Genomic DNA, 26,991 nt, shown 5'->3' with positions numbered 1-26,991 from the left:
TGTAACCCATTGATTTTTCTGGCCACCCCGCAGCTTGTCTGGGAACAACAAGCCAGCGGCCGACTGATGGTTGTTGACAGAGATTCACATTTTTTCGGATTCGTCTGATTTCATAAAACTAGTCTTTTCTGTATATCTGGCTAACCGCACAGATTACCGTGCAACAACAGAGGGAGATGGATTGGACAGACCATCTTTATCCTCGCGTGCGTGTGGGCATGTCCCGCACACCGAGCCAGACGATGAATAGGAAGATTGAACGATGAACGATATGCGAAACGCACTGCGCAACGGTGACCGGACTAGCACAAACGGCGTGTTAGTGGGCACCGGCACGATGTCCCATCACGGCGTCAACGTGGCGATCGAAGGCGACTTCGCAACCTGCCCGGCGTGCAAAAGTAGCGGCATGGTGATCAATGATTGCTTTCCGTCGTTCGACCTTATGGGGCAGCAAATTCTTGTGGAAGGTGCCCGCGTCAATTGCAAATGCCCGGTGAAACCAATCGTCATCGCCTCACAGAACGACTTCACCATCGAGGTAACCCGCGGCAACGGTATTCGCATGCCCGCCGATACCACCAGCACGCTGCCATCTGAGGCACGGAACAAGCTTGTGGAAAACGTACAAGGCAGTAAGCTTGCTGACGATCCGACCCGGATTTGCCCGAACATGACAAACGAGGAATTTGCTCGGCTCATGATAGAGCGGCGCAACAAAGCCGTATCCCTAGTCGATAAGCGACTAACGGAACTAAAGAGATGGTCGTCAGCCGACAGATTCCGGGTCTCGGAATGGTTCGGGTCTGATGATCCGTCTACCCGAACAAGCTTGACGGCGGGACTTGGTCGCCTACGCGGTGTTCTAGCTATGCTAACGCCCGACAATTTCGTCCGATACTCCGAAAGCGCGATGGCGCATGTCGGCTGCACCTCAAATTCCAAGAAGAAATTCGGAGTCGTAGCCGAAGTTTGCGCGCCGGACACGCGAACCCACACTATCGCGATCCATCTGGAATTCTGTGAGTTGCGGGATTATTCCTATACTGCGGATTCTCAGGTTTCAACGCTGATTCACGAAGTCTCGCACTTTGCCGATACCTTTGGTGCGCGAGATATTGAGTATTTCATGAGCGAGTGTTTGAAGTTCGCAAAAACTCGGCCCGAACTGACACTTCAGAACGCTGACAGCATTGCGGGGTATGTGATCTATGAGCGCGGCTAACATCGTTCTTGCGCTGTCTGCATTCTTGTCGATGCAGTGCGCGCATGCGTGCATGCCGGGCAAGAACATCGACGTTTACTTCGCGTCCAACTCAAGTGTCGTGACCGCATCCGAGATGCTCCGCCTGGCGAACTGGATGGTCGATCAGCGCATCAAGTACCCGAGGCAAAAGGCCATCACGGTCGGGGGCTATGCCGAGGAAGGCGAGAGTAGCCCCAAATCTCTGGCGGCGGAACGTCTCCACGCGGTCGCGCGTACCTTGAAAGAGACGAGCTTCAATCAGGTGCCTGTGCAAGAACACTTTGGCGTGTACAGGCCGGGCGATGTGAGCAACGGGAGGCGTGTCGAAATCTCCCTGCTTCCGGCCTGCCCTAACGAATGTTGCGGGCCAAGCGGAAAGTAGAAGAATCCACAGCGATGAGCAATGCAGTTCGCGGCATCGCTTCCGAAGTCGACGTGCTGGGCATTGCCCGCGTGGCCGCCATCATGGCCACCAAGCGCACCGCTGACCTGATCCCGCTGCTATGCCACCCGATCTCGCTCACCAAGGTGGCGGTGGATTACGCCATGGACGAGGCCAGCGCCACCCGCCGCATGTGCCTGATCCGCATCGCCGATACGAACCACCTTTCTTGTCAATCCTGACACAGTCCCGCGCCAGCGCCGCTTCCGCTGTAACAAGCGTAACGCCGCATTTCGCCAGAGGGCGGCGCGTCGCGGCTTGCGGCAAATTGGTATTCAATGCAGTTTAGGGGGCGCAAGCTGCGCTGCCGGCGGAACCACGTTCCGCGTCGATCCAAGGTGGGCAACATGAACGGGCGTAGGGTTGGCCAGCTTTTGCTGGTGTTGGCGGCGCTGGGCGCGAGCGGTACCGCGCTGGCGGGAAGAGGTGGCGGTGGAGGCTGGCACGGTGGTGGCGGATGGCACGGCGGCGGTGGCTGGCATGGCGGCTGGCACGGCGGAGTAGGCGTCTATATCGGCCCCGGGTTCGGCTACGGCTATGGCTGGGGCTACCCATACCCGTACTATTACCCGCCCGGCTACGCCTATGGCCCCGCGGTCGTCGGGGTACCTGCATCGCCGCCGCAGTACATCGAGCAGGGCGAGGACGGCGCGATGGACATGGACAGCGGCGGTGTCGCGGCACCCGCGCCCCAGCAGCAGGCGTTTTGGTATCGCTGCGCCCGGCCGGATGGCTACTACCCGTACATCAAGGCTTGTCCCGGCGGCTGGCATAAGGTGCCGGCACAGCCACCCTCCTAGCGCCTGCTGCTTGCCTGATGCCCACCTGATGCCTGACAGGCAGGCAAGCTGAATGCCCGAAGCGCTCAAGGCGCGCTGCGCCGACGCGCGCGGACCATAATCGATGACCGAGGTACCGAGGTGCCGAGATGAAAGTCCTTAACCACTTCAACCGCCCCAGCCCGCCAATCCTGCTGAGCCTTCCGCTCGCGGCGATGGTGCTGGCCGGGTGCGCGGTGATGCCCAGCGGGCCAAGCGTGATGGTGCTGCCGGGCACCGGCAAGAACTTCGACCAGTTCCGGGCCGACGACAACAACTGCCGCCAGTTCGCCTTTGGACAGGTGGGTGGCGTCACCGCCAACCAGGCGGCCGCCAATAGCGCGGTAGGCAGCGCCGTGGTGGGCACCGCGCTGGGCGCGGCGGCCGGCGCGGCCTTCAATGGCGGCACGGGCGCGGCGGTGGGCGCGGGTGTCGGCCTGCTCACCGGCGCGGCGGTAGGGGCAGGCAACGCCCAATATGCCGGCTATGGCAGCCAGCGCCAGTACGACGCTGCGTATGTGCAATGCATGTACGCAAGCGGCAACCGGGTGCCGGTCTACGGGCGCATGGCCTCGGCCCCGCGTCCGGCTGCTGCGCCAACGTATTACTATCCGCCTCCGCCGCCCCCGGGCTACGCCCCGCAATAAGCTGGCGCGGCGCAGCTTAGGAAGGCTCACCCCGGTTTGCGTTTAGCGCGCAGCTGCACCCAGTCGCAGAAATCCCGCGGCCGCGCCGCCGCGTCGACTTCGGCGCAGGCGCGGGCAAGTTCCGCGAACTGGTTAGCCTCATCCCCCGCAAAGTAAAAGCGCAGGCGCTCCAGCCACGCCCGGGCCTGCACCGGGTCGCCGGTCAGCGCCATCAGCCAGGCGGTGCGCGAGATCAGCGTCGGGGTCGGCAACAGGTGCACCGCGGCGATATGGGCGCCAAGCAACTGCGCCGCGTTCTCCGGCGTGATCTTGGCCTCTTCGATCGCGTCCGACGCGGCAGCCTGCCGAAACCAGAAGTTCGGCATCGGCAATGCGGCCCGGCGCTCGGCACGGGCGTACTCGCGCGCCTCCGCACGGCGGTAGTCCTGCCACATTGTCGTCAGGATGGCCGCCGCCACGCCGGCGAATGCCAGGCCCGCCAGCACGGTAAACCCGCGCGGCATGCGCAAGCGGCCGAACCCCGATGGTTCCAGCCAGCCCAGCATGAAGCAGAACGGCAGCACGAAATACAAGTAGTGCAGCGGGTACTCCAGCATCGAATGCGCGCACAGCATCGCCAGCCAGGTCAGCACCAGCCCCGCCTGCGCGCGCTCGCGCGCATCCCCGCGCCACAAGCGCTGGCGCGCCACGCGCCATAGCCACGCCAGCAGGCTCAGGAACACGCCCGCCGCGCCGATCACGCCCATCTTGGCCAGCATATCCAGCACGGCATTGTGCGCATGCAGCGACATCTCGACTTTCACGCCCACCTGCGCGAGCTGCTGGAACTGCGCCCAGCCATACTCACCCCATCCCACCCCAAGCCATGGGTGGGCGCGGAACATCGCCCACGCGTGCGTCCACATCGCGGCGCGCCACGAGAGCTGGTCGCCCCCCCGCATCTGCGCCACGGTATCGAAGAGGCGCCAGTCCATCGCCTGTCCAGCGCTCTTGATCGCCGGCTGCAAGACCAGCAGCAAAACCACCATGGCCACCGCGGCAAACGCCAGCCCGGCGGGACGCCGCATGGGGTTGCGCCCGGCGTGGCCGGCGCGCTGCGTGGCGCCGGCGAACCCGCCCGGGTCGCCCGGACCGCCAAACGCCGCCCCGCCCCGCGCCATCCAGGCAGCCACCAGCGCATAAACCGCGGCCAGCCCCACATGCAACACACCCGTGCGCGAGCCGGACAGCACGATCCCGCTCACCAACAGCACCGCCGCCGCCAGCCAGGCCGGCACCCGCAACCACCCGCGCGCCGCCAGCCAGACAGCCGCCGCCAGCGCGATACCTTGCACCGTAGCCTGGTGGTTCGGCTGGTTCAGGTTGCCCCACAGACGGCGGTTATCGTCGTAAAAGTAAGTGGACACCATCCCCAGCGTGTCCGGCTCCAGGCCAAACACCTGCACCCATTGCGCCAGCGTGCCCAGCAGCCCGGCCACCAGCCAGGCGATGGCCAACACATCCACCATCGCCTGCCGCTCCACGGACGACGCGGCACGGCCCTGGCGCCACGCAGCCCACATCACCGCGGCGCCCAGCGCCAGCGAGAGCTCAGTCAGCAACCGGCTGCCCGACACATCAGCCATGCCGGTCAGCGTCTGCGTGATGCCGGTGGCGATCAGCCAGAGGGGAAAGAGGACGATCCAGGGGAACTGGGCGGGAGCGGCCTGGTAGGCCGTGCTCCTGCCTTGCCGCTGTGCCAAGGCGCCCAGCACGATGACGGCGAGCGCAAACAGCAATGCCGAAGTCCATTCGCCATAGAACGTGGCAAGCGGAAGCGTGTGCCGGGAGACCAGCAGCGGTAGCGTGACCGCTACGGCGAGGAAGCTGAGAGGGATGGCTGACCGGGAGGGCAGCATGCGGGGTGCCTTGTTATGCCTTGTGGGCAGAAGGCGGATGATAGCTTGGGGAGTGGGGAAAAAAAAAGCGCCCGAAGGCGCTTTTTCTGAATTTGCCGTTCGGTTAAATCCCGGTCTGTCCCTTAGTACAACCAGCGGCCGTAGCTGAAGCCCAGGTCACGGCGGAAGCAGTGATGGAAGGCGTAAACGTTACTACGCAGCCGCCAACTTGAGCCGAGCCAGTAAGCGTGATCACCCCCGCAGCGTATGCCACGGGAGTAGCTGCTGCCTCATACTTGGGAGCAGGCAGCGCAGTGAAGCCGACTCCAGTATTAGCAGCGCTCAGCGCAGCAAACGAGTCGCACGGTGCGCCGATCACCGCTGCGGGAGCCATTGCATTTTGCTGAACGCACTCTGCAATAGCCTGCTTCATCCCTGCAATTGACGTAACATTTTCAGTCCAGCGAGCACGAGTCACATAATCCTGATACTGCGGAATAGCAATCGCCGCCAAGATACCGATAATCGCAACCACGATCATCAGTTCGATCAGCGTGAAGCCCTTCTGGACTCGGCGGCCCAGTTTTTTCATTTGTTGCACCCGTTGTTGCATGATTGACCCCTCGAAGGAATTTTGGATACAAATCGAAACATCTTGTTTCATGTGATGCTGTACGTTCTTAGCACTTAGCGTGCCAGCGCCGCCAAGTCTTGATGTCTCGTCGGCGAGTGACAATTTTCGCCACTTCAGGCCCTTCCGGGTGTTGATCCCGCGCAAATTTTGTCACTAAGTATGACGCGGCGGGTCAGTAAGCCTACGTTTTGGCTTAAGTCAGTCTGAAACCACACTGAAATCACCGCCGAATCCGCTAAGTGGCCTGCGCTACGGCCCAAAAACAAAACGGGCGGCTCCCGGGCCACCCGTCTGTCCGGCAGTGCCCCAACGAACGGGGCACCACCTCATCTACAAACCCGTCCCAGGACGGGTCACAGCCCATCAGGCCGTCTGTGGCGCTCGCCTGCTCAGCAGCTTGCCAACCACCACCACCAGCGCGGCGCCGATCACGCCGAACACCAGGTGGGCATGCGGCACGTGCATCTCGAACCATGCTGCGTCCACCGGGTCGCTGACCAGCATTTCACCGGCCAGGTAGCCCAGCAGCGCGGCGCCCAGCACGATGATGATGGGGAAGCGGTCCATGACCTTGAGCAGGATGGTGCTGCCGAACACGATCAGGGGGATCGACAGGCCCAGGCCCAGGATCAGCAGCATCAGCTGGCTGCCTTCCGGCCCCTTCTGCGCTGCGGCGGCCACGGCCACCACGTTGTCGAGCGACATCACCAGGTCGGCGATCAGGATGGTGCGGATCGCGGCCCAGATGTTGTCCTTGGCCGAGTGGCCTTCTTCGTCGTCATCGCCGGTGAGCAGTTGCACGCCGATGTAGACCAGCAGGATGGCGCCGACGATCTTCAGGTACGGCAGGCTCAGCAGCTTGACCGCGGCAACCGTGAGCACCACCCGCATGATGATGGCGGCGGCGCTGCCCCAGAAGATGGCCTTCTTCTGCTGGGCGGGCGGGAGGTTGCGGGAGGCCAGCGCGATCACCACGGCGTTGTCGCCGGATAGCACGATGTTGGTCAGGATGATGGATCCCAACGCAATCCAGAAAGCGGTGGAGGACAGCAGTTCCACGGTAAAGCTCCTCGAGTTTCTTAAATTATGATTCGAACGCCACATTGCGTCACCAACAACTGTGCCGCATGCGGAATTTCGGATGTCTGAGTCTTCAGACATGAAGATTTACCGTATCAAGCTTTCGATTCGGTTTCAATCGGCATGTCGCGCACCTTGGGAGATACCCTAGGTAACGGTACTCCAGAATGACATGCCCCCGCACGGAGGCGGGGGCATGGAGAGCCGGTGTGCGGTCGCAGTCACGCGAGCGCTCCGGCTCCGGCAAGCTTTCCCGCCCGGAGGCGGGAGGCTGCAGACCGGTATTTACAGGATCGACTTGAGCAGGCGAGCCATTTCCGACGGGTTCTTGGTGACCTTGATACCGCAGGCTTCCATGATTTCCAGCTTGGCTTGCGCCGTGTCGGCACCGCCCGAGATCAGCGCGCCGGCGTGGCCCATGCGCTTGCCCGGAGGCGCGGTCACGCCAGCGATGAAGCCAACCACCGGCTTCTTCATGTTTTCCTTGATCCAGTAAGCCGCGTTGGCTTCGTCCGGACCACCGATTTCGCCGATCATGACCACGGCGTCCGTTTCGGGATCGTCGTTGAACATCTTCATGATGTCGATGTGCTTCAGGCCGTTGATGGGGTCGCCACCAATGCCGACTGCCGACGACTGGCCCATGCCCAGCGCGGTCAGCTGACCGACTGCTTCATAGGTCAGCGTGCCCGAGCGCGACACCACGCCGATGCGGCCCTTGCGGTGGATGTGGCCCGGCATGATGCCGATCTTGATTTCGTCAGGCGTGATCAGGCCCGGGCAGTTCGGTCCCAGCAACAGGGTCTTCTTGTTGCCCTTGGCCATCTTGTCCTTGAGCTCCATCATGTCGCGCACGGGGATGCCTTCGGTGATGCAGACCACCAGGTCCAGGTCAGCGTCAACGGCTTCCCAGATGGCGGCAGCGGCGCCTGCGGGCGGCACGTAGATCACGGACACGGTGGCGCCGGTCGATGCCTTGGCATCCTTGACGCTTGCGTAGATGGGAATGCCTTCGAAGTCTTCGCCCGCTTTCTTCGGGTTCACGCCGGCAACGAAGCAGTTCTTGCCGTTGGCATAGTCGCGGCAGCCACGGGTGTGGAACTGGCCGGTCTTGCCGGTGATGCCCTGGGTGATGACCTTGGTGTCTTTATTAATCAGAATCGACATGCTGTAATCCTTTGCTTGGCTCAAAGCAGCGCGCGAAGGCCTGGCCCCGGCGCGCTGCTGGCGTTCGTGTTCGCGTCTGGCTTACTTGCCCGCGGCAGCAGCCACGACCTTCTGGGCAGCTTCTTCCATGGTATCGGCGGCGATGATGGGCAGGCCCGAGTCGGCCAGCATCTTCTTGCCGATCTCTTCGTTGGTGCCCTTCATGCGCACGACCAGCGGCACGGACAGCGACACGGCCTTGGATGCAGCGATCACGCCTTCGGCGATCACGTCGCAACGCATGATGCCGCCGAAGATGTTGACCAGGATGGCCTTCAGGTTCGGGTTCTTCAGCATCAGCTTGAAGGCTTCGGTCACCTTCTCGGTGGTGGCACCGCCGCCCACGTCCAGGAAGTTGGCCGGCTCGCCGCCGAACAGCTTGATGGTGTCCATGGTGGCCATGGCCAGGCCAGCGCCGTTCACCAGGCAGCCGATGTTGCCGTCCAGCGAGATGTAGGCCAGGTCGAACTTCGACGCTTCGATTTCAGCCGGATCTTCTTCGTCCAGGTCGCGGTAAGCGACGATTTCCGGGTGGCGGAACAGGGCGTTGGAGTCGAAGTTGAACTTGGCGTCGAGCGCGATCACCTTGCCGTCGCCGGTCAGGATCAGCGGGTTGATTTCAGCCAGCGAGGCGTCGGTGTCCCAGAATGCCTTGTACAGGCCTTGCAGGGCCTGGCGGGCTTGCGCCACGCTTGCGTCGGGCACGCCGATCTTGCGAGCGATGTCGTCAGCGTCCGCGTCGAGCAGGCCGGCCGACGGATCGATGATCAGCGTGTGGATCTTTTCCGGACTGTGGGCAGCGACTTCTTCGATGTCCATGCCGCCTTCGCTGGAGGCCATCAGGGCGACCTTTTGCGAAACGCGGTCAACCACCAGGCTGACGTACAGTTCCTTCTTGATGTCAGCGCCTTCTTCGATCAGCAGGCGGTTGACCTTCTTGCCTTCCGGGCCGGTCTGGTGCGTGACCAGGGTCATGCCGAGGATGTTGGTGGCGTAGGTCTTGACCTCGTCGATGCTCTTGGCCACCTTCACGCCGCCGCCCTTGCCGCGGCCGCCCGCGTGGATCTGCGCCTTGACGACCCATACCGGGCCGCCCAGTTGTTCAGCAGCCTTCAGGGCCTCTTCGACCGAGAACGCGGGGATGCCGCGCGGAACCGGCACATTGTATTTGCGCAGGATTTCCTTGCCTTGGTACTCATGGATATTCATGCGTGTTTCCTTTCGGGTAGGCGTAAAAGTGTGGAGATGGAATCTCGGCGGACTGCAGGCCGGCCTGGCTTAGCCAGAAGTGCCGGTTGACCTGCGCGACATGGCGCCGCCGGCGGGGGCGGCGAGCGCCTCCGCTGGCTGCGCCGCCGGGGTCGATGACCCTTCGGTCTTGATCCTCGGTTTTGGCTGGTGACCATACCAGCGGGGGTAAAACTGGCGTACGACCTCGCCTTCGAAATGCAGGGCATGGCAGCCGTGCAACTGGTAAGGCGGTTCGGTACTGGTGTCTTCGGCACCGCCGTCGCGAATGTTGAACACATCGCCGGCGAATGCCTGGATCGCGGTGGTCGGCAACACGCCGGCCAGCTCGGTCAAATGCGTGCATCCGGCCACGCCCGACAGGCGCTCTTTCACCGACTTGCGGAAACCCTTCATCAGGTTCAGGCCGATCAGCTTGCGGTAGGCCGGGCCGATGGTGTCGCACTGGCCGGGATAAGGCACCCAGTCGGAACAGGCATCGGCGTCCACGACGTTCATGCGCAGGTCAATGGTGACGCGCAGCCACAAATCGTGCAGCGGCTCACCCACCGGGCGCACACCGCCGCCGGCCAGCGGAATCTCGCGCGGCTTGGTGTCAGTCAGGCGCGCTTCGATGTCCCATAGGCCGTCGTCCCTAAGATAAGCCTCCGCCGTGATGGCACGACGGTGACGCAGGGCGCGATTGACGGGCGGGGAAAGCGGCATAACACCAGGCAGGAGCGGGAGAAATGGACGGCTGGGCCGGAAAACCGCAGGATTTTAACATGCCGGACAACGTTGGCCGGGAACAAACTGCGCGCGGCGCTGTTGTCGGGGATTGTCGAGCGACGGGCAAGCCCCGCGCATGCGGAAAAATCACGGCATTGCGGCGGAAACGGCCTAAGGCACAAGGCATGAGCAAGGCGTGAGCAAGGCGCGAAGATTCGGAATACGCCTACTCGCAAAGCAGGTATGCGCCCGAAACCGGTGCAGGACATGGCAGTAACATCACCGCGACATCACTGCGGCATCACTTGAACTTGAGGCTGCCACGTCGGCGGACGTCAATCACTGCCATCCAGCCACTCATCCGCCCCTTTTATCACCTGGCTCACCACCGAGCGGGAAAAGCCGCGGGCGACCATAAAGCGGATCTGCTTGGCCCTGTCTTCGGGCGTGGCGGGCGGCGTGCCAAAACGCTTTTGCCAGACCGCGCGGCCGCGCTCCAGCTCCGACCCGCGCAGGCGATCCTGCAGGTCGGCGAGTTGATCTCCGCCGAGCTGATGGGTGCGGGCTTCCTGCATCACGCGGGCGGCGCCATAGCGGGCCGCGCGCCGGTGCACCAGGCTGTCGACAAAGCGCGCGTTGGATAGCCAGTTCTCGCGCTCCAGCGCATCCAGCAATTGCTCGAGTGCCTCGGGAGACTCGGCATGCGGGGCCAGCTTGCGCGCCAGCTCCGCCCGGCTGTGCTCGCGCCGCGACAGGTAGCCGACAGCGCGGGCTTTCAGGGAGAGAGGAGGACGGGTAGCCATGGGGAAGGCGCGCTTGAACACCGCGCATTATCAATGCGTACTATCAATGCGCTTTATCAATGCGTTATATGGATGCGCTTTGAAAATGCAAACCGGGGCGGCGCGCGTCGCTGCGCGTGCCGCCCCGGGATGGGGATCGCGGCCGGGAATGCCCCGGCCAGCGAAGCTCAGTCTTCGGCGGTGGCCACGGCGCCTGCGGTGGCCGGCGTGCCGTTCATCAGGACCACGCCCAGCGACTCGCGCACCTTGTTCTCGATCTCGTCGGCGATGTCCGGATTTTCGCGCAGGTATTCACGCGCGTTGTCCTTGCCCTGGCCGATCTTCTCGCCCTTGTAGCTGTACCACGCGCCCGACTTCTCGACGACCTTGGCGTCCACGCCGAGGTCGATGATTTCGCCCTGGCGCGAGATGCCCTGGCCGTAGAGAATGTCGAAGAAGGCTTCGCGGAACGGCGGCGATACCTTGTTCTTGACCACCTTGACCTTGGTTTCGTTGCCGATCACCTCATCGCCCTTCTTGATCGAGCCGATGCGGCGGATGTCCAGGCGCACCGAGGCGTAGAACTTCAGCGCATTGCCGCCGGTGGTGGTTTCGGGCGAGCCGAACATCACGCCGATCTTCATGCGGATCTGGTTGATGAAGATCACCAGGCAGTTGGTGCGCTTGATGGTGCCGGTCAGCTTGCGCAGTGCCTGGCTCATCAGGCGGGCCTGCAGGCCCGGCAGCGAATCGCCCATCTCGCCTTCGATTTCGGCCTTGGGTACCAGGGCCGCCACCGAGTCGATCACGATCAGGTCGACCGAGCCCGAGCGCACCAGCGCGTCGGTGATTTCCAGTGCCTGCTCGCCGGTATCGGGCTGGGAGATCAGCAGGTCGCCGACAGACACGCCGAGCTTGCCGGCATAGTTGACGTCGAGCGCGTGCTCGGCATCGATAAAGGCGCAGGTGCCGCCCAGTTTTTGCATCTCGGCCACGACCTGCAGCGTCAGCGTGGTCTTGCCCGAGGATTCCGGACCGTAGATTTCCACCACGCGGCCGCGCGGCAGCCCGCCGACGCCCAGCGCGATGTCCAGGCCCAGCGAGCCGGTGGACACGACCTGGATATCCTGGTCGATGTCGGCTTCGCCCAGTTTCATGATCGAGCCCTTGCCGAACTGCTTCTCGATCTGGGCCAGCGCGGCCGCCAGCGCCTTCTGCTTTTCGGCGCTTACGCCAGCACCCGCCTTCTTGCCGTCATCCATGGTCGTCCTTCCGTCAATGGTGTATAAATAGGCCGCATATGGCGCGCTGCCTGCTTTTGCGGGTAACCGCCCGACCCGCGCCGCGCTGCGAACTCCTGATGACAATGAACCTGGCAGCAGGGGCAAACATTGGGCAAACGCCGGTAATACGTTCGTTACTAAATTCAGTACGATCCGGCCCGCTCACCGCGCGACCGGATCAAGCGAGTACTGTATAAAAAAACAGTATGCTTGGCAAGTCCCGCACGCGTCATTTGATGTAAAGCGACGACTAAGCCGGGCCAGGGTGGAGACAACCATGCGTATTCTGATCGCCGAAGATGACGATGTGCTGGCAGACGGCCTGACGCGCTCATTACGTCACTCCGGCTATGCCGTCGACCATGTCGCCAGTGGGATTGAAGCCGACTCGGCGCTCTCGACCCAGACCTTCGACCTCCTGATCCTCGATCTCGGCCTGCCCCGCATGCCCGGGCTGGAAGTGCTCAAGCGCCTGCGCACGCGCGGCGCCATGCTGCCGGTACTGATCCTGACCGCGGCCGACGGCGTCGATGAGCGCGTCAAGGGCCTGGACCTGGGCGCCGATGACTACATGGCCAAGCCCTTCGCCCTGTCCGAGCTGGAAGCCCGCGTGCGCGCGCTGGTGCGACGCGGCGCCGGCGGCGGCGCCACGCTCACGCACCACGGCCCGCTGGCCTTCGACCAGGTTGGCCGCATCGCTTACCTGAACGAGCAGATGCTGGATCTCTCCGCGCGCGAAGTCGGGCTGTTGGAGATCCTGCTCACCCGCACCGGGCGGCTGGTATCGAAGGAGCAGTTGGTCGACCACCTGTGCGAATGGGGCGAAGAGGTCAGCAACAATGCCATCGAAGTCTACGTGCACCGGCTGCGCAAGAAGATCGAGGTGGGCGGGATCCGCATTGCCACGGTACGCGGGCTGGGCTACTGCCTGGAGAAATTCCAGGCAGCCGTGGCGCACGACTAGAAAGCGCCATTAAAATCAAAATCAGGATCGGCATCAGCGCCGTTTCCCTTTGACGGCATGCCGGCGACACCGCCAAGACCTGCCCGACCACCTCCTCCCCATGAGCCTGCTGCGACTGCCCCGGCGGCGCGCGCGGGCCGCACGGCCCGCGCGCACGCCCTCCCCGCCCGATGAGATCGTCAGCGACGAAACGCTGGCCGACGCCCTGCCGCACCTTGAAGACAGCGCGGGCCATCCGTCGCCGCGTTCGCTGTTCGGTGAAATCCTGGACTGGATGCTGGCACCGCTGCTGCTGCTGTGGCCGATGAGCATTGCCGTGACCTACCTGGTGGCAAAGTCCATTGCCAACGGGCCCTTCGACCGCTCGCTGGAGGCCAGCGCCATCGTGCTGTCGCAGCAGGTGCGCGAGGTCAACGGGCGCGTCACGCTGCAGTTGCCACTGTCCGCGCGCGAAATCCTGCGCGCCGATGAAACCGACAACATCTACTACCAGGTGGTGGGCACGCACGGCGAGTTCGTCGCCGGGGACAACGACATGCCGCTGCCCGGCGAGGACGATCGCGGCCACGCCGGGCTGGTCTCGCTGCGCGACGACCGCATCGCGGGCAACGACGTGCGCGTGGCCTACACCTACGTCGACCTGAAGCAGGCGGGCGACGCGCAGCCGGTGCTGGTGCAGGTTGGCGAGACGCTCGACAAGCGCGCGCGGCTGGCCAATGAAATCATCAAGGGCGTGATCCTGCCGCAGTTCGTGATCCTGCCGCTGGCGGTGGTGCTGGTGTGGTTCGGCCTCACGCGCGGGCTAGCCCCGCTGACTTCGATCCAGCAGCGCATCCGCGCACGCAACCCCGGCGACACCAGCCCCATCGACGAGCGCGCCGCGCCGCAGGAAATCACGCCGCTGGTGGCCTCGTTCAACGACCTGCTGGCGCGGCTCGACGTTTCCGTGCAGACGCAGAAGCGCTTTATCGCCGATGCCGCCCACCAGATGAAGACGCCGCTGGCCGGGCTGCGCATGCAGGCGGAACTGGCGCAGCGCGAGCAATCGCCCGAGGAGCTGCGCAAGTCGCTGGCGCAGATCGCCGGCAGCTCAGAGCGCGCGGCCCACCTGGTGACGCAGTTGCTGTCGCTGGCGCGCATGGAGAACCTGGCCGGCGCCGGCAGCATGGCGCCGCTGGACCTGGCCGCGCTCGCGCGCGAGGTGGTCAAGGACTGGCTGCCGCAGGCGTGGGCGCGCCGCATCGACCTCGGTGTGGATGCCGACGACCACCCGGTGATGGTGCAAGGCAATCGCCTGATGCTTACCGAGATGCTCAACAACCTGATCGACAACGCCATCCGCTACACGCCGGCCGATGGCCGCGCTACCGTGCGCGTCAGCGCGGATGCGTTCGAGCCCTTCGCGTACCTCGAAGTGGAAGACACCGGCCCCGGCATCCCGGTGGCCGAACGCGAGCGCGTGATGGAACGGTTCTACCGCGTGCTCGGCACCAAGACCCAGGGCAGCGGCCTGGGCCTGGCCATCGTGCGCGAGATCGTGCAGCAGCATGGCGGCGATGTCAGCATCCTCGACCACGTCTACCAGACGGAGCCGCGCCTGGCCGGCGCGTGCTTTCGCATCACGCTGCGCCGGCCATCCCCCCTGGAGCCTGCATGACCAACCCCGACCACGCGCGCGGCGGGCGCGACCAGGCCGATCAGTCCGAGCGCCGCGCGTGGCATCGCAACCTGCGCTGGATTGCCGCGTTGCTGTCGATCTGGTTCATCGTCACCTTCGTGGTCGCCTGGTATGCCCGCGAGCTGCGCTTCAATTTCTTCGGCTGGCCCTTCTCGTTCTGGGTTGGTGCGCAGGGTGCGCTGATCGTCTACGTCCTGATGGCGGCAATCTATGCCTGGCGCATGAACCGCGATGAGAGCGATGACACCGGCGGGCTGCCCGTGCCTGCCCGCCAACATGACGATGCTGCATAGCAAGAAGCCCGGCCCTGGCGCTCGAAGCTGATTTTCGCAAGCCCTCCAGAGACCCTTCGCACCGCAGCGCAGCACCACCAAGCCATCTTTTTGCCTAGCGTATACCCCGAGCGTTTAGTGGCGAATTCGGCCGAAATTGTCAGAACGCAGTAAGTTTCGCCTCCCACAATCCATTGCAACTTAGGAGGTTGTCGCGCGCCCGCCAGAGAACGCGTGCGCGCCGGCCGCCAACCTGAAAGTTCCGATCACAAACGGAGGAGACAATGGCTAACGCACAGAACGTGGCAATGCCCGGAGGCACAGCGCAGGGCTCGGCGATGACGCCCGAAGAGAGGAAGGTGATCTTTGCCTCCTCGCTCGGGACGGTGTTCGAGTGGTACGACTTTTATCTTTACGGTTCGCTGGCGGCCATCATCGCCAAGCAGTTCTTCTCCGGCCTCGATCCAACCGCCGCCTTCATTTTCGCCCTGCTGGCCTTTGCCGCCGGCTTCATCGTGCGGCCGTTCGGCGCGCTGGTGTTCGGCCGCCTGGGCGACATGATCGGGCGCAAGTACACCTTCCTGGTGACCATCCTGATCATGGGGGCCTCGACCTTCATCGTGGGCCTGCTGCCGGGATTTGCCACCATCGGCTGGGCCGCCCCGATCATCCTGATCGGGCTGCGCATGCTGCAGGGCCTGGCGCTCGGCGGCGAGTACGGCGGTGCCGCCACCTACGTGGCCGAGCACGCGCCGCACGGCAAGCGCGGTGCCTATACCGCTTGGATCCAGACCACCGCCACGCTCGGCCTGTTCCTGTCGCTGATCGTGATCCTGGTGTGCCGCAACATGACGGGCGCCAACTTTGAAGTCTGGGGCTGGCGCATTCCGTTCCTGGTCTCGATCCTGCTGCTCGGCGTGTCGGTCTACATCCGCCTGTCGATGAGCGAATCGCCCGCCTTCCAGAAGATGAAGGCCGAAGGCAAGACCTCCAAGGCCCCGCTGACCGAAGCGTTCGGCCAATGGCGCAACCTGAAGATCGTGATCCTGGCGCTGATAGGCCTGACCGCCGGCCAGGCCGTGGTCTGGTACACCGGCCAGTTCTACTCGCTGTTCTTCCTGACCCAGGTGCTCAAGGTCGACGCCACCACCGCCAACCTGCTGATCGCGGGCGCCCTGGTGATCGGCACGCCCTTCTTCATCTTCTTTGGCTCGCTGTCGGACAAGGTCGGGCGCAAGTGGATCATCATGGCCGGCTGCGCGCTGGCGATGCTGACCTACTTCCCGCTGTTCAAGGCCCTGACCCACTACGCCAACCCGGCCCTGGAGCGCGCGCAGCAAAGTGCCCAGATCGTGGTGACCGCGGATCCGAAGCAATGCTCCTTCCAGGGCAGCCCGATCGCCCGCGAAATCGATTTCCGCAGCTCCTGCGACATCGTCAAGCGGACCCTGGCACAAGCTTCGGCCAGCTATGAAGTGGTGGAAGCTCCGGCCGGCACCGTGGCCTCGGTGAAGATCGGCGACAAGGAGATCGCTTCCTTCAACGCCTCGCTGGTACCGGCTGGCCACAGCTTCGACGATGCGAGCAAGAAGCAGATCGCTGCGTTCAAGAAGCAGGTGGGCGAGTCGATGGCCTCGGCCGGCTACCCGACCAAGGCGGACCCCGCGCAGATGAACACCATCATGGTGCTGGTGGTCCTCGTCATCCTGGTGATCTACGTGACCATGGTGTACGGCCCGATCGCGGCCATGCTGGTGGAGATGTTCCCGACCCGGATCCGCTACACATCCATGTCGCTGCCGTATCACATCGGCAATGGCTGGTTCGGCGGCCTGCTGCCCACCATCTCCTTCGCGCTGGTGGCGCAGAACGGCAACATCTACTACGGCCTCTGGTACCCGATCATCATCGCGGGCGTCACCCTGGTCCTCGGCTCGCTGTTCATCCGCGAAACCAAGGACGTGGATATCTACGCCAACGACTGAAAGCGCGTGAGCCGGCCCGTCGTCCAGGGCACCAGTCTCATGCACGACTGATCCGGTAGTCAGTCGCTCCACCGGCGGGCCGCAAGGTCCGCCGTTTTTTTTGCAGGCTGCAGGGTGCATGCCGTGCTATTCGACGCCCTCAAAACTTTTTGAAGAAGTGGTGTTGACAGCCTCAAAATGCCATGTATAATCTCGGTCTTGTTCGGCGAATTAGCTCAGTTGGTTAGAGCGACGGAATCATAATCCGCAGGTCCGGGGTTCGAGTCCCTGATTCGCCACCATATTCGTTGAAGCCTGGAAACGGGCTACAACAAAAACCCCTCCCGATCGCAAGATCGGGAGGGGTTTTGCTTTTGGGGCTTCTGCTTTCTCGCGATCGATTTCCATCGCTCCCGATCGCAGGCAATCAGCAAACACCGGGGGCCGCTGCACGCCATTCAGGCCCGAGCCTCATCGTGAAAACGGCCCCCTTGGCCATGATCGCTCTCCTGCGATTTGGTGGATCATCATGGGCTGGCCTGGTACATGCGCTTTCGCTACCCTCGCCGGATCTACGCTCCACCCTCGGCGCATCCCGCCGCAGAGAATCCCGCTTGCCTACCGCAACGATGCCGACCTAAGCTGCATGCAGTGGATGCCATGCGCGGGGTCGCGCACAAAGCATTGCACCGTCTCCTTTCACAGGGATGTGAGAGTGATTCCAGAGTGACACAGCACTGACTATGCATCGCCCGTCCGTGGCCTGCCGCGCGTCATGATGACCATCGCCCATCCGTATCAACAGGTGCAGGAGCGAGGAACGCTGAAGTGTTTCCTGTTGGCTCTGTTCATGCATCTGCTGCTGGGCTTGATGCTTTACTACGGGGTGCATTGGCAGAGCCGCACGCCGGCCGGCGTGGAGGCGGAGCTATGGGACACCGTGCCCGAGATTGCGCAGCCCCAGCCGGTGGTCCAGCCGACGCCCGTGGAACCGCAGCCCGTGTTGAAGCCGGAGCCGGACGACAACGCCGACATCGCCTTGCAGGCTCAGAAGCGCAAGCAGGCGGCCGCGGCCGAGGAGGCCAGGCAGGCCGACCAGCGCGAGCGCAAGGCGCGAGAGGCGGAGCGCCAGGCGGCCTTGAAGCAGCAGCGCCAGAGCGAACTAGCGCGCCTGCAGGCCATGGCCAACAGCGCTCCCACCACAGGTGGCGTAGGCAGCCGCGCGGGCACCGGTGCCGGTGCTGGCGGCAACGCCTCGCCCGGCTACGCGGACCGCGTGCGGCGCCGCGTGAAGCCGAACATCATCTTTACCGAAGAGATCGCCGGCAACCCGGCCGCGGTGGTCGCGGTGCGCATGGCGCCGGATGGCTCGCTGCTGTCGGTGCGGCTCACCAAGTCCAGCGGCAATGCCGGCTGGGACAACGCCGTGCTGCGCGCGGTGGAGCGATCCGACCCGCTGCCGCGCGACGAGAACGGCGTGGCGCCCCCCGGCGTCAACATCACGTTCATGCCACGGGAATAGCGGCCGGCCACAAACAAAAAGCCCCTTCGGACCTTGCGATCCGAAAGGGCTTGAGTGTCAGGTCTGCGCAACCGGGACGGCTACCGGGACAACTCCATGTCCTCGGCCACCTGCCCGATCAGAATGACGGCACCATTGCACCCTTGAACTCGTTCTTCATGAACTGCCGTACCTCTTCCGACTGGTAAGCGGCGACCAGCTTCTTCACCCACGGCTTGTCCTTGTCCTGGGTGCGCACGGCGATGATGTTGGCGTACGGGCTGTGGATGTCTTCCAGCGCGATGGCGTTGCGGGTGGGCTGCAGGCCGGCGGCGAGCGCGTAGTTGGTGTTGATCACCGCTGCGGCCACGTCGGGCAGCGAGCGCGCCAGTTGCGCGGCGTCGAGCTCGACGAGCTTCAGCTTTTTCGGGTTGTCGCTCACGTCCAGCGGCGTGGCGTTGACGCCGTTGGTACCAACGCCGCTCTTGAGCTTGATCACGCCTTGCGCGGCCAGCAGGAGCAGCGCGCGGTTCTCGTTGGAGGGATCGTTGGGCACGGCGACCTTGGCACCTTGCGGCAGGTCCTTGGGCGACTTCAGCTTCTGCGAGTAGATGCCCAGCGGAAAGATATACGTGTAGCCCGCGCTGACCATCTTGTAGCCGCGCTGCTTCACCTGGCTGTCCAGGTAAGGCTGATGCTGGAAGCTGTTGGCGTCGAGGTCGCCGGCGTCGAGCGCGGCGTTGGGCTGCACATAGTCGTTGAACTCGACGACCTTGATGTTGAGTCCTTCGCGCTTGGCGACCTTCTGCACTACCTGCCAGACTTGCGCGTCAGGGCCGCTGACGGTGCCGACGCGCAGGGTCTGCTCCTGCGCCATCGCAGCGCCCGATGCCACGATGCCGAGCGTGGCTACCGCGACGGACAGCGCTTGCCGCAGGGAGGGATAAGAGAAACCAGAAGAGAAACCAGAAAAACCAGAAAAGTTGGACATGCTGCTTGTGTTCCTTTCCGCCATGCAAGCCAGCTTGCATGGCTTTAACCATGATGACAGCCCAGCGCGCGCACGATGCACGTTCAGTGCGCCTGCTCGCTCATCGTGCGCGACTCGACCTTGGGCGCATTTTGCCATCCGCCGCCCAGCGCAAGGAAGAGATTGATCTGGTCCAGCGCGACCTGGCTTTCCGACGCCGCCAGTGACGCTTCGGTGCTGGCCAGCGTGCGGTCGGCATCCAGGCTCGACAGGTACGGCGAGCGCCCGGCCTGGTAGAGCTGGCGGTTCTGCCGCGCGACTTCACTGGCCTTGTCGCGGGCATCGCGCAGCGCCTGGGTGCGCTCCAGCTCCCGCGTGTAGCTGCTCAGCGCCGACTGCGTTTCGCGCAGCGCCTTGAGCACCACGCCGTCGAAGTGGGCGAGCGCCGCTTCGGCGCCGGCTTCGGTGCCGTGGATGCGGGCACGCGTGCCGCTGGTCGGGATGTTCCAGGTGATCAGCGGGCCATAGCCCCAGTGCGCGGTCGGTGCCTGGCCAAGGTGGTCAAGGATGCCGGTGAAGCCGGCGGAGGCGCCGATGCGGATGGACGGGTACAGATCCGCCGTGGCAACGCCGATCTTGGCCGTGGCCGAGGCGAGTTCGCGCTCGGCCTGGCGCACGTCGGGCCGGCGCTTGAGCAGCGCGGCGCCGTCGCCCACGGGCAGCGCCTGGCGCAGCCTGGGTTCTTCGTGGCAGGCGTACTCCGCCTGCGATGTGGCGCTGGGCGGCTTGCCCAGCATCACCGCCAAGCGGTACGCCGCGCCCTCTTGCTCGGCCTTGAAGCGCGGCAAGGCCGCGCGCAGCACGTCGGCCTGCGCCTGTGAGCGCAGCAGGTCCACCGGCTGCCCGCGCCCGGCATCGACCAGCTTGCGGGCCAGCTCGACGCCGCGGCGCTGCAACTCCAGCTGATGCTCGGCCACGGTCAGTTCATGCGTGGCGGCGCAGCCCTGCACGTAGGCGCGCACGGTTTCGGCCACCACGCCGACACGGGCCTGGTCGAGTGCCGCCTGGCTGGCCTGCGCGCCGGCCAGCGCCGCTTCATCCGCGCGCGCCAGCTTGCCGAAGAAGTCGATCAGGTAGGAAACCTTGAAGCCGACATCGCCAAAGTTCATCACCGGAATCTTCTCTTCCTTGAGCAGCGGCTCGCCGGCGATCTGCCCGCGTTCCGCGCTGGCGGAGAGCCCGGCTCCCGGCAGGTTCTCTGCCTCCACCTCGTGGTAGACCGCGATGGCGCGCTTCAGGTTGGCCGCGGCCACGCGCAAATCGGTATTGGCAACAAGCGCCTGCTGCACCAGCTGGTCGAGCTTCGGATCGTCATACAGGCGCCACCAGCCATCGGGCACCTCGGCAATCGATACGGCGGGGTTGTTCGTGCCGAGCAGCGGGCCGTTGGCCGCTTGCGCCTTCACGGCGGCGTTGTCCGGCACATGGTAGTCGGGCCCGACCGTGGTGCAGGCGGCAAACAGCAGCGGCACCAGTGCCGGCAGCAGGGCTTTGCGCAACGTGTTCACTGCGCGCCTCCCTGGCTGGCGGCTCCCTTGGCGGCCAGCGCGAGCTTGTCCTTCTGATCCTTCTGGCCTTCCGGCCCGGCCTGCGCCTTGTCCCGGGCCGAGGGCTCGCGCACCGATACGGTAGCGGTACGGCCTGCGACCATGCGCAAGTCGGCGGGCGGCTCGTCCAGCGCGATGCGCACCGGGATGCGTTGCGCGAGGCGGACCCAGTTGAACGTCGGGTTCACATTCGGCAGCAGGTTAGAGCCGTTGGTGCGGTCGCGATCCTCGATGCCGGCGGCAATGCTCTGCACGTGGCCATGCAGCACGCGGGATTCGCCCATGATGCGGATGTCCACCGGATTGCCGATATGGATGCCGTGCAGCTTGGTTTCTTCGAAGTAGCCTTCCACGTGAAAGGAATTCGCATCCACCATCGACAGCACCGGGCGGCCGGTGTTGACGTAGTCGCCCAGGCGCGGCAGCCGGTCGTTCAGGTAGCCGTCGACCGGGCTGAGCACGCTGGTGCGTTCCAGGTTGAGCTTGGCGAGGTTGACCGCGGCCTGCGCCTGCGCCAGCGCCGCTTCCCCTTGCTGGACCTTGGCCAGGCCTTCTTCCACCACTTCCTTGGAGACAACCTCGGACAGGGTCTGGCTGCGGCGGGCTTCACGGCGCGCCTGCGCGAGCATGGCGCTTTGCGCCGCCGCCGTGGCCTGCGCCTGCTGCAAGGCCAGCGCGAAGCGGTCGCGGTCGATCTCGAACAACGGCTGTCCGCGCTGCACGCGCTGGTTGTCCTTGACGAGGACCTTGGTCACCAGCCCGGACACGTCCGGCGCGATCTGCACCACGTCTGCGCGGATATGGCCGTCGCGGGTCCATGGCGCCACCGTGTAGTAGTCCCACAGGTGCTTGACGACGACGACCGCGACCGCGGTGACGACAAGGGTAAGGACGATGGGTCCAAGCGTACGAAGATTCAGTTTCATGACTGCAGCCGATAGGCCAGGTAGACGATGCCACCCAGGACGATCACATATAACGCCAGATTGAACAGGGACCGGTGCCAGACCAGCCGATAAAAACCCACACGCGCCAGCACGGCACGCGCGCAAGCGGTGATCAGGAACGCCACCAGCATCCACGCCAGCAGGCTCGGGACAAACACACCATAGACGTCGACTTCACCACTCATTGTTCGTTGCTCGCTTGCTTGCTCATTGGGTCTGCCGCCTGGCCCGCGGGCAAGGCACCAGCCGCGCTCATTGCCACGGGTGCCGCCGAAAACAGCGCGACGTGCATTTCCACCAGCGCGGCAAAGGCTTCGCGCGAAGCCTGGTCGGCGCGCGAGGCAACCTTGCGGATCGCCTTGGCCAGCCGGTCGCGCAGCACTTGCGGCGGCGTGTCGGCACGGGCATCCAGGCGTGCCTGGTAGTAGCTGGCAACGCCCTGCAGCACGCGCCGTACCGAGTGCTGGTGCTCCGGCGCCAGCGCGGGCAGTTCACGCTGCAGCGCCAGCGTGCTGAGCTCCACGCGCACTTCGGTAAAGCCGTCGCCGGTGGTTTCATCCTCGCTGGCCGCCAGCCGCGGCACCAGTTGCGCCAGGCGGTCCAGCATGCGGGCACGCAGATGCGCGTGCTCGCCCGGCTCGCGCCCGGTGGCATTGCGGGCGATATCGCCCCAGCTGGCGCGCACCAGCCTGCGTACCGCGGCCCTGGTGCCGAAGGGGCGGGCCACCAGGGTCCACACCAGCGCGAACAGAATGCCCGCGATGCCGGCCACGTTGCCGTTGAAGAAGGCGTTGAAGTCGGCGTTGTAGGCGCCCTGGATGCCGATATCGTTGGCCGTGATCACGGCCAGCGGCATGGCGATCAGCGCGAGCCGGGGCTGCGCCATCATCACGCCGATGATCAGGTAGGGCACCGCGAACATCAGCACCAGCATCTCGAAATCGTGCGCGTTCGGCAGGACCACGAACAAGTAGATGGTGGCGAGCACCAGGCAGACCACGTTCCAGCGGAAGAACGAGCGGATCATGGGCGCCGGCTCGTCCATCGCGGCAAAGAAGCAGCACGACACCGCGCCCAGCGCGACCGCGCCCGCGCCATCCGCCCAGCCCGTCCAGATCCACACCATGCCCATGCTGAAGATCGCCAGCGCGGTCGTGGCGGTGGAGAACAGCAGCATGCCGTGATCGTAATGGCGCGCGGCGCCCACGCCCCAGCGCTGGAACACCGGCGCCCAGTCGCCCTGAGGTGCGGCCTCGCCGATACGGCGCTGCAGCGACACGCAGTCCTGCCACAACTCCATCAGCTCGCGCAGACGGCCCTCGGCCGTGGCGGCCAGCGCCGCGTGCCAGTCTGGCCCGGCACTGCCTGGCTCCAGGCCGGCGTCGTCGATCGGCGCGTCCTGGGATAGCTGCAACGCTGGCAGCGGCGCCTGCGCGCCCGCGCTGATCCATGCCGACACCAGCGCCATGTTGTGCGACAGCCGTTGCGGAATGCCTGCGGCGTGCTGGTGCAAGGCGTCAACCACGGAAGCCAGCGACGACAGCACGGGCAGCAGCATGGTCATGCGGCCACGCAACTCCTGCGCGTGCTTCACGCGCGCGGCGCTTTCGGCGTCGTAGGAGAGATGGCTGATCAACTGGTCGAGCGCGAGGATGTCGGCGGCCAGGCGATGGCGGCTGTGATGGCGCGACACCTTCGCGGCCGGATGCGCCGAAAGCATATCGGTGGCCCACAGCGCGGCGTCCGCCAGCCACTGGGCGGATTTCTGGCCGAGCACCGTGGCAACCTTGGCGGGGAAAATGGTCGAGCCGACAATGCTCGCGCACACGATGCCCAGGCAGATTTCCTCGGCCCGCGCCACGGCGATGTCGAACACGCCCGAGGGATCGCTCACCGAGGGCAAGGCCACCATCGGCAGCGTATAGGCCGCCAGCATGAACACATAGCTGCGCGGCGTGCGGTGCAGCAGCGCGACGTAGAGCAGGATGCCGGTCCATAACGCCACCGCGGCCATCAGCAGCACTGGCGCATTGACCAGCGGCGGCACGATGGCGACGGATGCGGCCGCGCCAAGCAGCGTGCCAAGCACGCGATACAGCGCCTTGGAGCGCGTCGCGCCGGTGAGCGGATGCGCCACGATATACACGGAGGCCATGGCCCAGTACGGGCGCGGCAGGCCCAGGTACAGCGCGATGAACAACGCCAGCATGGCCGCTGCAAAGGCTTTGAGGGAGAAGATCCAGTCCCGTCCGGTGGGCCAGCTGACCATGTTCTTACGACCCGAAAGCAGTGGTGGGCGCGGACTCGGCGGCTTGGGCGAGCGCATTGAGCACGCGCATGGCGCCCTCGAAGTCCTGCTCGCTGATGCCAGCGAAGACGCTGGCGCGGAGATGCTTGAGCTCGACCTCGATTTTTTCGGCGAGCGCCTCGCCAGCGTCGGTGAGCCAGAGCGCATTGGCCCGGCGATCGTTCGCATCCACTTCCCGGCGCACCAGGCCGGCGGCGGAGAGCTGGTCAACCAGACGGACCAGCGATGCGCCTTCCAGCCCGACATAGTCGGCCAGGGTGACCTGGCGCACGCCGCCGCCAAGGCGGCGGATAAACAGCAGGGGCCCCGCCGCCGCCGCGGAAATCCCGTAGGCGGTGACGGCGCCCTGCGAAATGTGGCGCCATTGGCGCCCGGCCAGCATCAGCTGGCCGGTAAAGGCAAAACGGAGGGCGTCGATGGAAGGCATGGACGGAATGATAGCAGCCATATAGTTAGGATGCAAATTATCACACTACAAAGCAATCTCCGCTGATACAAGCCGATGCGGGGCGATGCGGGAAGCACATGGAAATCGCATCGCCAGTTGAACCTGCCTTGCGCATCCAGGCTCGCGCCGCTGCCAAACGGCACCGGCACTGATATACGCGGGATATCGGCATCGCCGAAATGAATATTGGACACCCGAGGGCACGGTCCCTTAGCCTTTTGGGCAAGCGATTGTCGGCGGCGCCGCGCTGCGCCGGCCGTCCCGAGCCAAGGCGACGACGACGACGACAACAACGACCGGAGACCAGCATGACAAGCTTCCTGCGTTACGAGCAGCAGGGCCACATCGTGACCCTGACCATGAACGAGCCGGAGCGGCGTAACCCCCTCACCGGCAACACCGCTGTGGCCGACTTCCTGGAGGCCATCGACCGCATCCACCGCGACACCAGTGTGCGCGCGGTGATCATCACCGGCGCCGGCACCGCGTTTTCCTCAGGTGGCAATATCCGCGATATGGAACGCCAGGCTTCGGGCCAGGTGCCCGGCATGGAGATTCGCCAGGACTATCGCCTGGGCATCCAGCGCCTGCCGCTGGCGCTGTTCAACCTGGAGGTACCGGTGATCGCCGCCGTCAACGGCGCGGCCATGGGTGCGGGCCTGGACCTGGCCTGCATGTGCGACATGCGCATTGCGTCCGAGCAGGCGCAGTTTGCCGAGAGCTTCGTCAAGCTGGGGATCATTCCGGGCGATGGCGGCGCCTGGCTGCTGCCGCGCGTGATCGGCCTTGCGCGCGCCGCCGAGCTGACCTTCACCGGACAGGTCATCGATGCGCGCCAGGCGCTGGAGTGGAACCTCGTCTCGCGCGTGGTGCCGCCGGATCAGCTGCTGCCCACGGCCAATGAACTGGCCGAACGCATTGCCGCCAATCCGCCGCATGCGGTGCGGCTGGCCAAGCGCCTGCTGCGCGAGGCATTGCATACCCGGCTGGACACGCTGCTGGAATTGTCGGCCGGCTTCCAGGCGCTGTCGCACCAGACCTCGGATCACCGTGAGGCGGTGTCGGCCTTTCTGGAAAAGCGCAAGCCCGAGTTCACCGGCAGTTGATCCATCGTCGTTCCCATTTCCGTCAAGAAACATCGGAGACCCGCCATGCAGCAAGCCGTCATCGTCGACGCCATCCGTTCGCCCATGGGCCGCGCCAAGCCCGGCTCGGCCTTCACTGAACTCCATCCCACGGAGCTGCTGGCGCAGGTGCTGGCAGGGCTGGTCGCGCGCAACAAGCTGGACCCCGGGCTGGTGGAAGACGTCATCACCGGATGCGTGAGCCAGGTGGGCGAGCAATCCGCCACGCCCGGCCGCGTGGCCTGGCTGGCGGCGGGATTCCCAGAGCATGTGCCCTCCACCACCATCGACCGTAAATGCGGCTCCAGCCAGCAGGCCGTGCACTTTGCCGCGCAAGGCATCATGGCGGGCGCCTACGACATCGTGGTTGCCTGCGGCATCGAATCCATGAGCCGCGTGCCAATGGGCTCGGGGCGCATTGGGCAGAATCCGTACGGCCCGTCGTTCGAGGCGCGCTATGCGCCCGGGCTGGTGTCGCAAGGGGTCGCGGCGGAGCTGGTCACGGCGCAGTGGGAACTGTCACGCGATGATCTCGATCAGTACGCCGCGCAATCGCACCAGCGCGCGCACCAGGCGCGCGAGGCCGGCGCCTTCCGCCGCGAGATCCTGCCAATCCGTACCGCCGCGGGCCTCATCGCGCACGATGAAACCATCCGCCCCGCCACCACCGCCGAGCGCCTGGCCACGCTGGCGCCGTCCTTTCGCGACGAGACGCTCGGCCAGCGCTTCCCGCAGATCGGCTGGCATGTGACCGCCGGCAACGCCTCGCAGATCAGCGACGGCGCCGCCGCCATCTTGCTGATGAGCGAGCGCGCCGCCTCCCGCCTGGGCCTGAACGCCCGCGCGCGCTTCGTCGCCTTCGATGCCTGCGGCGACAGCCCCCTGACCATGCTGACCGCGCCGATCCCGTCGAGCCAGCGCGCGCTGGACAAAGGCGGCTTTGCGCTCGATGCGATTGCACACTACGAGATCAACGAGGCCTTTGCCTGCGTGCCGCTCGCGTGGCAGCACGCGCTGGGCGCCGACCCGGCACGCCTGAACCCGCGTGGCGGCGCGATCGCGCTCGGCCACCCGCTGGGCGCTTCGGGCGCGCGGCTGATGACCACCATGCTGCACGCGCTGGAAGACAGCGGCGAGCACTACGGCCTGCAATCGATGTGCGAAGCCGGCGGCATGGCCAACGCCACCATCATCGAACGGCTCTGAGCCGGCACGCACCCATATCCAGAACGAGGAG

25 protein-coding genes, 1 tRNA gene and 1 pseudogene are annotated in these 26,991 nt (G+C 64.9%); 13 read left to right on the top strand and 14 right to left on the bottom strand.

Features of this window, described 5'->3' with window-relative positions:
• The first annotated feature begins 262 nt into the window (after positions 1–262).
• The 5 genes and pseudogenes from AC1RQC_RS03905 (at position 263) to AC1RQC_RS03885 (ending at position 3,153) form a co-directional block, all read left to right on the top strand.
• Complete coding sequence (locus AC1RQC_RS03905; protein ID WP_492882485.1) at positions 263–1,225, top strand: M35 family metalloendopeptidase; 963 nt, start codon at positions 263–265, stop codon at positions 1,223–1,225.
• Positions 1,212–1,628 (top strand): hypothetical protein, encoded by a 417-nt coding sequence (locus AC1RQC_RS03900; protein WP_492882484.1) that lies wholly within the window; start codon positions 1,212–1,214, stop codon positions 1,626–1,628. The genes AC1RQC_RS03905 and AC1RQC_RS03900 overlap by 14 nt, the downstream gene beginning before the upstream one ends.
• A 32-nt stretch (positions 1,629–1,660) precedes the next feature.
• Positions 1,661–1,813: pseudogene (locus AC1RQC_RS03895) on the top strand (cyclic pyranopterin monophosphate synthase MoaC); the annotation flags it as partial.
• Positions 1,814–2,035: 222 nt separating this feature from the next.
• Positions 2,036–2,488 carry a hypothetical protein gene (locus tag AC1RQC_RS03890; protein ID WP_492814218.1) on the top strand — a complete coding sequence of 151 codons (453 nt, stop codon included), beginning with the start codon at positions 2,036–2,038 and terminating at the stop codon, positions 2,486–2,488.
• A gap of 194 nt (positions 2,489–2,682) precedes the next feature.
• Positions 2,683–3,153 carry a hypothetical protein gene (locus tag AC1RQC_RS03885; RefSeq protein ID WP_492814257.1) on the top strand — a complete coding sequence of 157 codons (471 nt, stop codon included), beginning with the start codon at positions 2,683–2,685 and terminating at the stop codon, positions 3,151–3,153.
• 26 nt (positions 3,154–3,179) lie between these two features.
• On the opposite strand, the gene AC1RQC_RS03880 is transcribed toward AC1RQC_RS03885, so the two are convergent.
• The 8 genes from AC1RQC_RS03880 to recA form a co-directional block, all read right to left on the bottom strand.
• Positions 3,180–5,051: a PglL family O-oligosaccharyltransferase gene (locus AC1RQC_RS03880; protein ID WP_492814216.1), complete on the bottom strand. Its 1,872-nt coding sequence runs from the start codon at positions 5,049–5,051 to the stop codon at positions 3,180–3,182.
• Between the two features lie 103 nt (positions 5,052–5,154).
• Positions 5,155–5,622: a pilin gene (locus AC1RQC_RS03875; protein ID WP_492373805.1), complete on the bottom strand. Its 468-nt coding sequence runs from the start codon at positions 5,620–5,622 to the stop codon at positions 5,155–5,157.
• A gap of 405 nt (positions 5,623–6,027) precedes the next feature.
• Positions 6,028–6,723 (bottom strand): TerC family protein, encoded by a 696-nt coding sequence (locus AC1RQC_RS03870; protein WP_006158059.1) that lies wholly within the window; start codon positions 6,721–6,723, stop codon positions 6,028–6,030.
• Positions 6,724–7,029: 306 nt separating this feature from the next.
• Complete coding sequence (gene sucD, locus AC1RQC_RS03865; RefSeq protein ID WP_043343904.1) at positions 7,030–7,911, bottom strand: succinate--CoA ligase subunit alpha; 882 nt, start codon at positions 7,909–7,911, stop codon at positions 7,030–7,032.
• Positions 7,912–7,992: 81 nt separating this feature from the next.
• On the bottom strand, positions 7,993–9,159 hold the full coding sequence (gene sucC, locus AC1RQC_RS03860) for an ADP-forming succinate--CoA ligase subunit beta (RefSeq protein WP_043343899.1): 1,167 nt from the start codon (positions 9,157–9,159) through the stop codon (positions 7,993–7,995).
• A gap of 69 nt (positions 9,160–9,228) precedes the next feature.
• The gene (locus AC1RQC_RS03855) at positions 9,229–9,903 is read right to left on the bottom strand and encodes a DUF2889 domain-containing protein (RefSeq protein WP_492814213.1); all 675 of its coding nucleotides are present in this window, start codon (positions 9,901–9,903) and stop codon (positions 9,229–9,231) included.
• Positions 9,904–10,241: 338 nt separating this feature from the next.
• Positions 10,242–10,709, bottom strand: coding sequence for a recombination regulator RecX (gene recX, locus AC1RQC_RS03850; protein WP_492814211.1), 468 nt, complete (start codon positions 10,707–10,709; stop codon positions 10,242–10,244).
• A 167-nt stretch (positions 10,710–10,876) separates the two neighbouring features.
• Positions 10,877–11,950 carry a recombinase RecA gene (gene recA / locus AC1RQC_RS03845; protein WP_150991883.1) on the bottom strand — a complete coding sequence of 358 codons (1,074 nt, stop codon included), beginning with the start codon at positions 11,948–11,950 and terminating at the stop codon, positions 10,877–10,879.
• A 298-nt stretch (positions 11,951–12,248) separates the two neighbouring features.
• On the opposite strand from recA, the gene AC1RQC_RS03840 reads away from it, so the two are divergent.
• From AC1RQC_RS03840 to tolA, 6 genes are all read left to right on the top strand, one after another.
• A complete protein-coding gene (locus tag AC1RQC_RS03840) occupies positions 12,249–12,935 on the top strand; it encodes a response regulator (protein WP_492814209.1) in 687 nt (228 codons plus the stop codon).
• A gap of 100 nt (positions 12,936–13,035) precedes the next feature.
• Positions 13,036–14,592, top strand: a complete 1,557-nt coding sequence (locus AC1RQC_RS03835) for a sensor histidine kinase (protein ID WP_492882483.1) — start codon at positions 13,036–13,038, stop codon at positions 14,590–14,592.
• Complete coding sequence (locus AC1RQC_RS03830) at positions 14,589–14,906, top strand: DUF4212 domain-containing protein (protein WP_492814607.1); 318 nt, start codon at positions 14,589–14,591, stop codon at positions 14,904–14,906. Before AC1RQC_RS03835 ends, AC1RQC_RS03830 begins: the two co-directional genes overlap by 4 nt.
• 263 nt (positions 14,907–15,169) lie before the next feature.
• Positions 15,170–16,870 carry an MFS transporter gene (locus AC1RQC_RS03825; protein ID WP_492373790.1) on the top strand — a complete coding sequence of 567 codons (1,701 nt, stop codon included), beginning with the start codon at positions 15,170–15,172 and terminating at the stop codon, positions 16,868–16,870.
• A gap of 204 nt (positions 16,871–17,074) precedes the next feature.
• Positions 17,075–17,151: transfer RNA gene (locus AC1RQC_RS03820), tRNA-Met, on the top strand.
• 473 nt (positions 17,152–17,624) lie between these two features.
• A complete protein-coding gene (gene tolA, locus AC1RQC_RS03815; RefSeq protein ID WP_492373789.1) occupies positions 17,625–18,371 on the top strand; it encodes a cell envelope integrity protein TolA in 747 nt (248 codons plus the stop codon).
• 118 nt (positions 18,372–18,489) lie between these two features.
• Here the strand turns inward: tolA and AC1RQC_RS03810 are convergent, their stop codons facing one another.
• The 6 genes from AC1RQC_RS03810 to AC1RQC_RS03785 all read right to left on the bottom strand — a co-directional run bounded on the left by AC1RQC_RS03810 (position 18,490) and on the right by AC1RQC_RS03785 (position 24,609).
• Entirely contained in the window at positions 18,490–19,341 is an 852-nt protein-coding gene (locus AC1RQC_RS03810) for a MetQ/NlpA family ABC transporter substrate-binding protein (protein WP_492882482.1), read from the bottom strand.
• 83 nt (positions 19,342–19,424) lie between these two features.
• Positions 19,425–20,888, bottom strand: coding sequence for an efflux transporter outer membrane subunit (locus AC1RQC_RS03805; RefSeq protein WP_492373787.1), 1,464 nt, complete (start codon positions 20,886–20,888; stop codon positions 19,425–19,427).
• Positions 20,885–21,853, bottom strand: coding sequence for an efflux RND transporter periplasmic adaptor subunit (locus AC1RQC_RS03800; RefSeq protein ID WP_309407611.1), 969 nt, complete (start codon positions 21,851–21,853; stop codon positions 20,885–20,887). Before AC1RQC_RS03800 ends, AC1RQC_RS03805 begins: the two co-directional genes overlap by 4 nt.
• Positions 21,850–22,059, bottom strand: coding sequence for a DUF1656 domain-containing protein (locus AC1RQC_RS03795; RefSeq protein WP_150991902.1), 210 nt, complete (start codon positions 22,057–22,059; stop codon positions 21,850–21,852). Before AC1RQC_RS03795 ends, AC1RQC_RS03800 begins: the two co-directional genes overlap by 4 nt.
• Entirely contained in the window at positions 22,056–24,143 is a 2,088-nt protein-coding gene (locus tag AC1RQC_RS03790; protein WP_492882481.1) for an FUSC family protein, read from the bottom strand. Before AC1RQC_RS03790 ends, AC1RQC_RS03795 begins: the two co-directional genes overlap by 4 nt.
• A gap of 4 nt (positions 24,144–24,147) precedes the next feature.
• Positions 24,148–24,609, bottom strand: a complete 462-nt coding sequence (locus AC1RQC_RS03785) for a MarR family winged helix-turn-helix transcriptional regulator (protein WP_492373784.1) — start codon at positions 24,607–24,609, stop codon at positions 24,148–24,150.
• A 329-nt stretch (positions 24,610–24,938) separates the two neighbouring features.
• Here AC1RQC_RS03785 and AC1RQC_RS03780 point away from each other — a divergent pair, with 329 nt between their 5' ends.
• Positions 24,939–25,736, top strand: a complete 798-nt coding sequence (locus tag AC1RQC_RS03780) for a crotonase/enoyl-CoA hydratase family protein (RefSeq protein ID WP_492814601.1) — start codon at positions 24,939–24,941, stop codon at positions 25,734–25,736.
• A 45-nt stretch (positions 25,737–25,781) separates the two neighbouring features.
• Positions 25,782–26,960, top strand: coding sequence for a thiolase family protein (locus AC1RQC_RS03775; RefSeq protein ID WP_492882480.1), 1,179 nt, complete (start codon positions 25,782–25,784; stop codon positions 26,958–26,960).
• The last annotated feature ends 31 nt before the right edge of the window (positions 26,961–26,991 follow it).

This window comes from Cupriavidus sp. GW822-FHT03E04 (assembly GCF_058801495.1).
Note: the sequence above shows the minus strand (reverse complement) of the source record. Positions and strands in the feature narration are given on the sequence as shown.

Bases quoted from the DNA above. Each gene is read 5' to 3' on its own strand.
- recA (WP_150991883.1), bottom strand. From the start codon at position 11,950: ATGGATGACGGCAAGAAGGCGGGTGCTGGCGTAAGCGCCGAAAAGCAG.
- sucD (WP_043343904.1), bottom strand. From the start codon at position 7,911: ATGTCGATTCTGATTAATAAAGACACCAAGGTCATCACCCAGGGCATC.
- recX (WP_492814211.1), bottom strand. From the start codon at position 10,709: ATGGCTACCCGTCCTCCTCTCTCCCTGAAAGCCCGCGCTGTCGGCTAC.
- AC1RQC_RS03900 (WP_492882484.1), top strand. From the start codon at position 1,212: ATGAGCGCGGCTAACATCGTTCTTGCGCTGTCTGCATTCTTGTCGATG.
- AC1RQC_RS03835 (WP_492882483.1), top strand. From the start codon at position 13,036: ATGAGCCTGCTGCGACTGCCCCGGCGGCGCGCGCGGGCCGCACGGCCC.
- AC1RQC_RS03795 (WP_150991902.1), bottom strand. From the start codon at position 22,059: ATGAGTGGTGAAGTCGACGTCTATGGTGTGTTTGTCCCGAGCCTGCTG.
- AC1RQC_RS03905 (WP_492882485.1), top strand. From the start codon at position 263: ATGAACGATATGCGAAACGCACTGCGCAACGGTGACCGGACTAGCACA.
- AC1RQC_RS03875 (WP_492373805.1), bottom strand. From the start codon at position 5,622: ATGAAAAAACTGGGCCGCCGAGTCCAGAAGGGCTTCACGCTGATCGAA.
- sucC (WP_043343899.1), bottom strand. From the start codon at position 9,159: ATGAATATCCATGAGTACCAAGGCAAGGAAATCCTGCGCAAATACAAT.
- AC1RQC_RS03890 (WP_492814218.1), top strand. From the start codon at position 2,036: ATGAACGGGCGTAGGGTTGGCCAGCTTTTGCTGGTGTTGGCGGCGCTG.
- AC1RQC_RS03880 (WP_492814216.1), bottom strand. From the start codon at position 5,051: ATGCTGCCCTCCCGGTCAGCCATCCCTCTCAGCTTCCTCGCCGTAGCG.
- AC1RQC_RS03810 (WP_492882482.1), bottom strand. From the start codon at position 19,341: ATGTCCAACTTTTCTGGTTTTTCTGGTTTCTCTTCTGGTTTCTCTTAT.
- AC1RQC_RS03790 (WP_492882481.1), bottom strand. From the start codon at position 24,143: ATGGTCAGCTGGCCCACCGGACGGGACTGGATCTTCTCCCTCAAAGCC.
- AC1RQC_RS03775 (WP_492882480.1), top strand. From the start codon at position 25,782: ATGCAGCAAGCCGTCATCGTCGACGCCATCCGTTCGCCCATGGGCCGC.
- AC1RQC_RS03830 (WP_492814607.1), top strand. From the start codon at position 14,589: ATGACCAACCCCGACCACGCGCGCGGCGGGCGCGACCAGGCCGATCAG.
- AC1RQC_RS03800 (WP_309407611.1), bottom strand. From the start codon at position 21,853: ATGAAACTGAATCTTCGTACGCTTGGACCCATCGTCCTTACCCTTGTC.
- AC1RQC_RS03825 (WP_492373790.1), top strand. From the start codon at position 15,170: ATGGCTAACGCACAGAACGTGGCAATGCCCGGAGGCACAGCGCAGGGC.
- AC1RQC_RS03780 (WP_492814601.1), top strand. From the start codon at position 24,939: ATGACAAGCTTCCTGCGTTACGAGCAGCAGGGCCACATCGTGACCCTG.
- AC1RQC_RS03885 (WP_492814257.1), top strand. From the start codon at position 2,683: ATGGTGCTGGCCGGGTGCGCGGTGATGCCCAGCGGGCCAAGCGTGATG.
- AC1RQC_RS03855 (WP_492814213.1), bottom strand. From the start codon at position 9,903: ATGCCGCTTTCCCCGCCCGTCAATCGCGCCCTGCGTCACCGTCGTGCC.
- AC1RQC_RS03785 (WP_492373784.1), bottom strand. From the start codon at position 24,609: ATGCCTTCCATCGACGCCCTCCGTTTTGCCTTTACCGGCCAGCTGATG.
- AC1RQC_RS03840 (WP_492814209.1), top strand. From the start codon at position 12,249: ATGCGTATTCTGATCGCCGAAGATGACGATGTGCTGGCAGACGGCCTG.
- tolA (WP_492373789.1), top strand. From the start codon at position 17,625: ATGATGACCATCGCCCATCCGTATCAACAGGTGCAGGAGCGAGGAACG.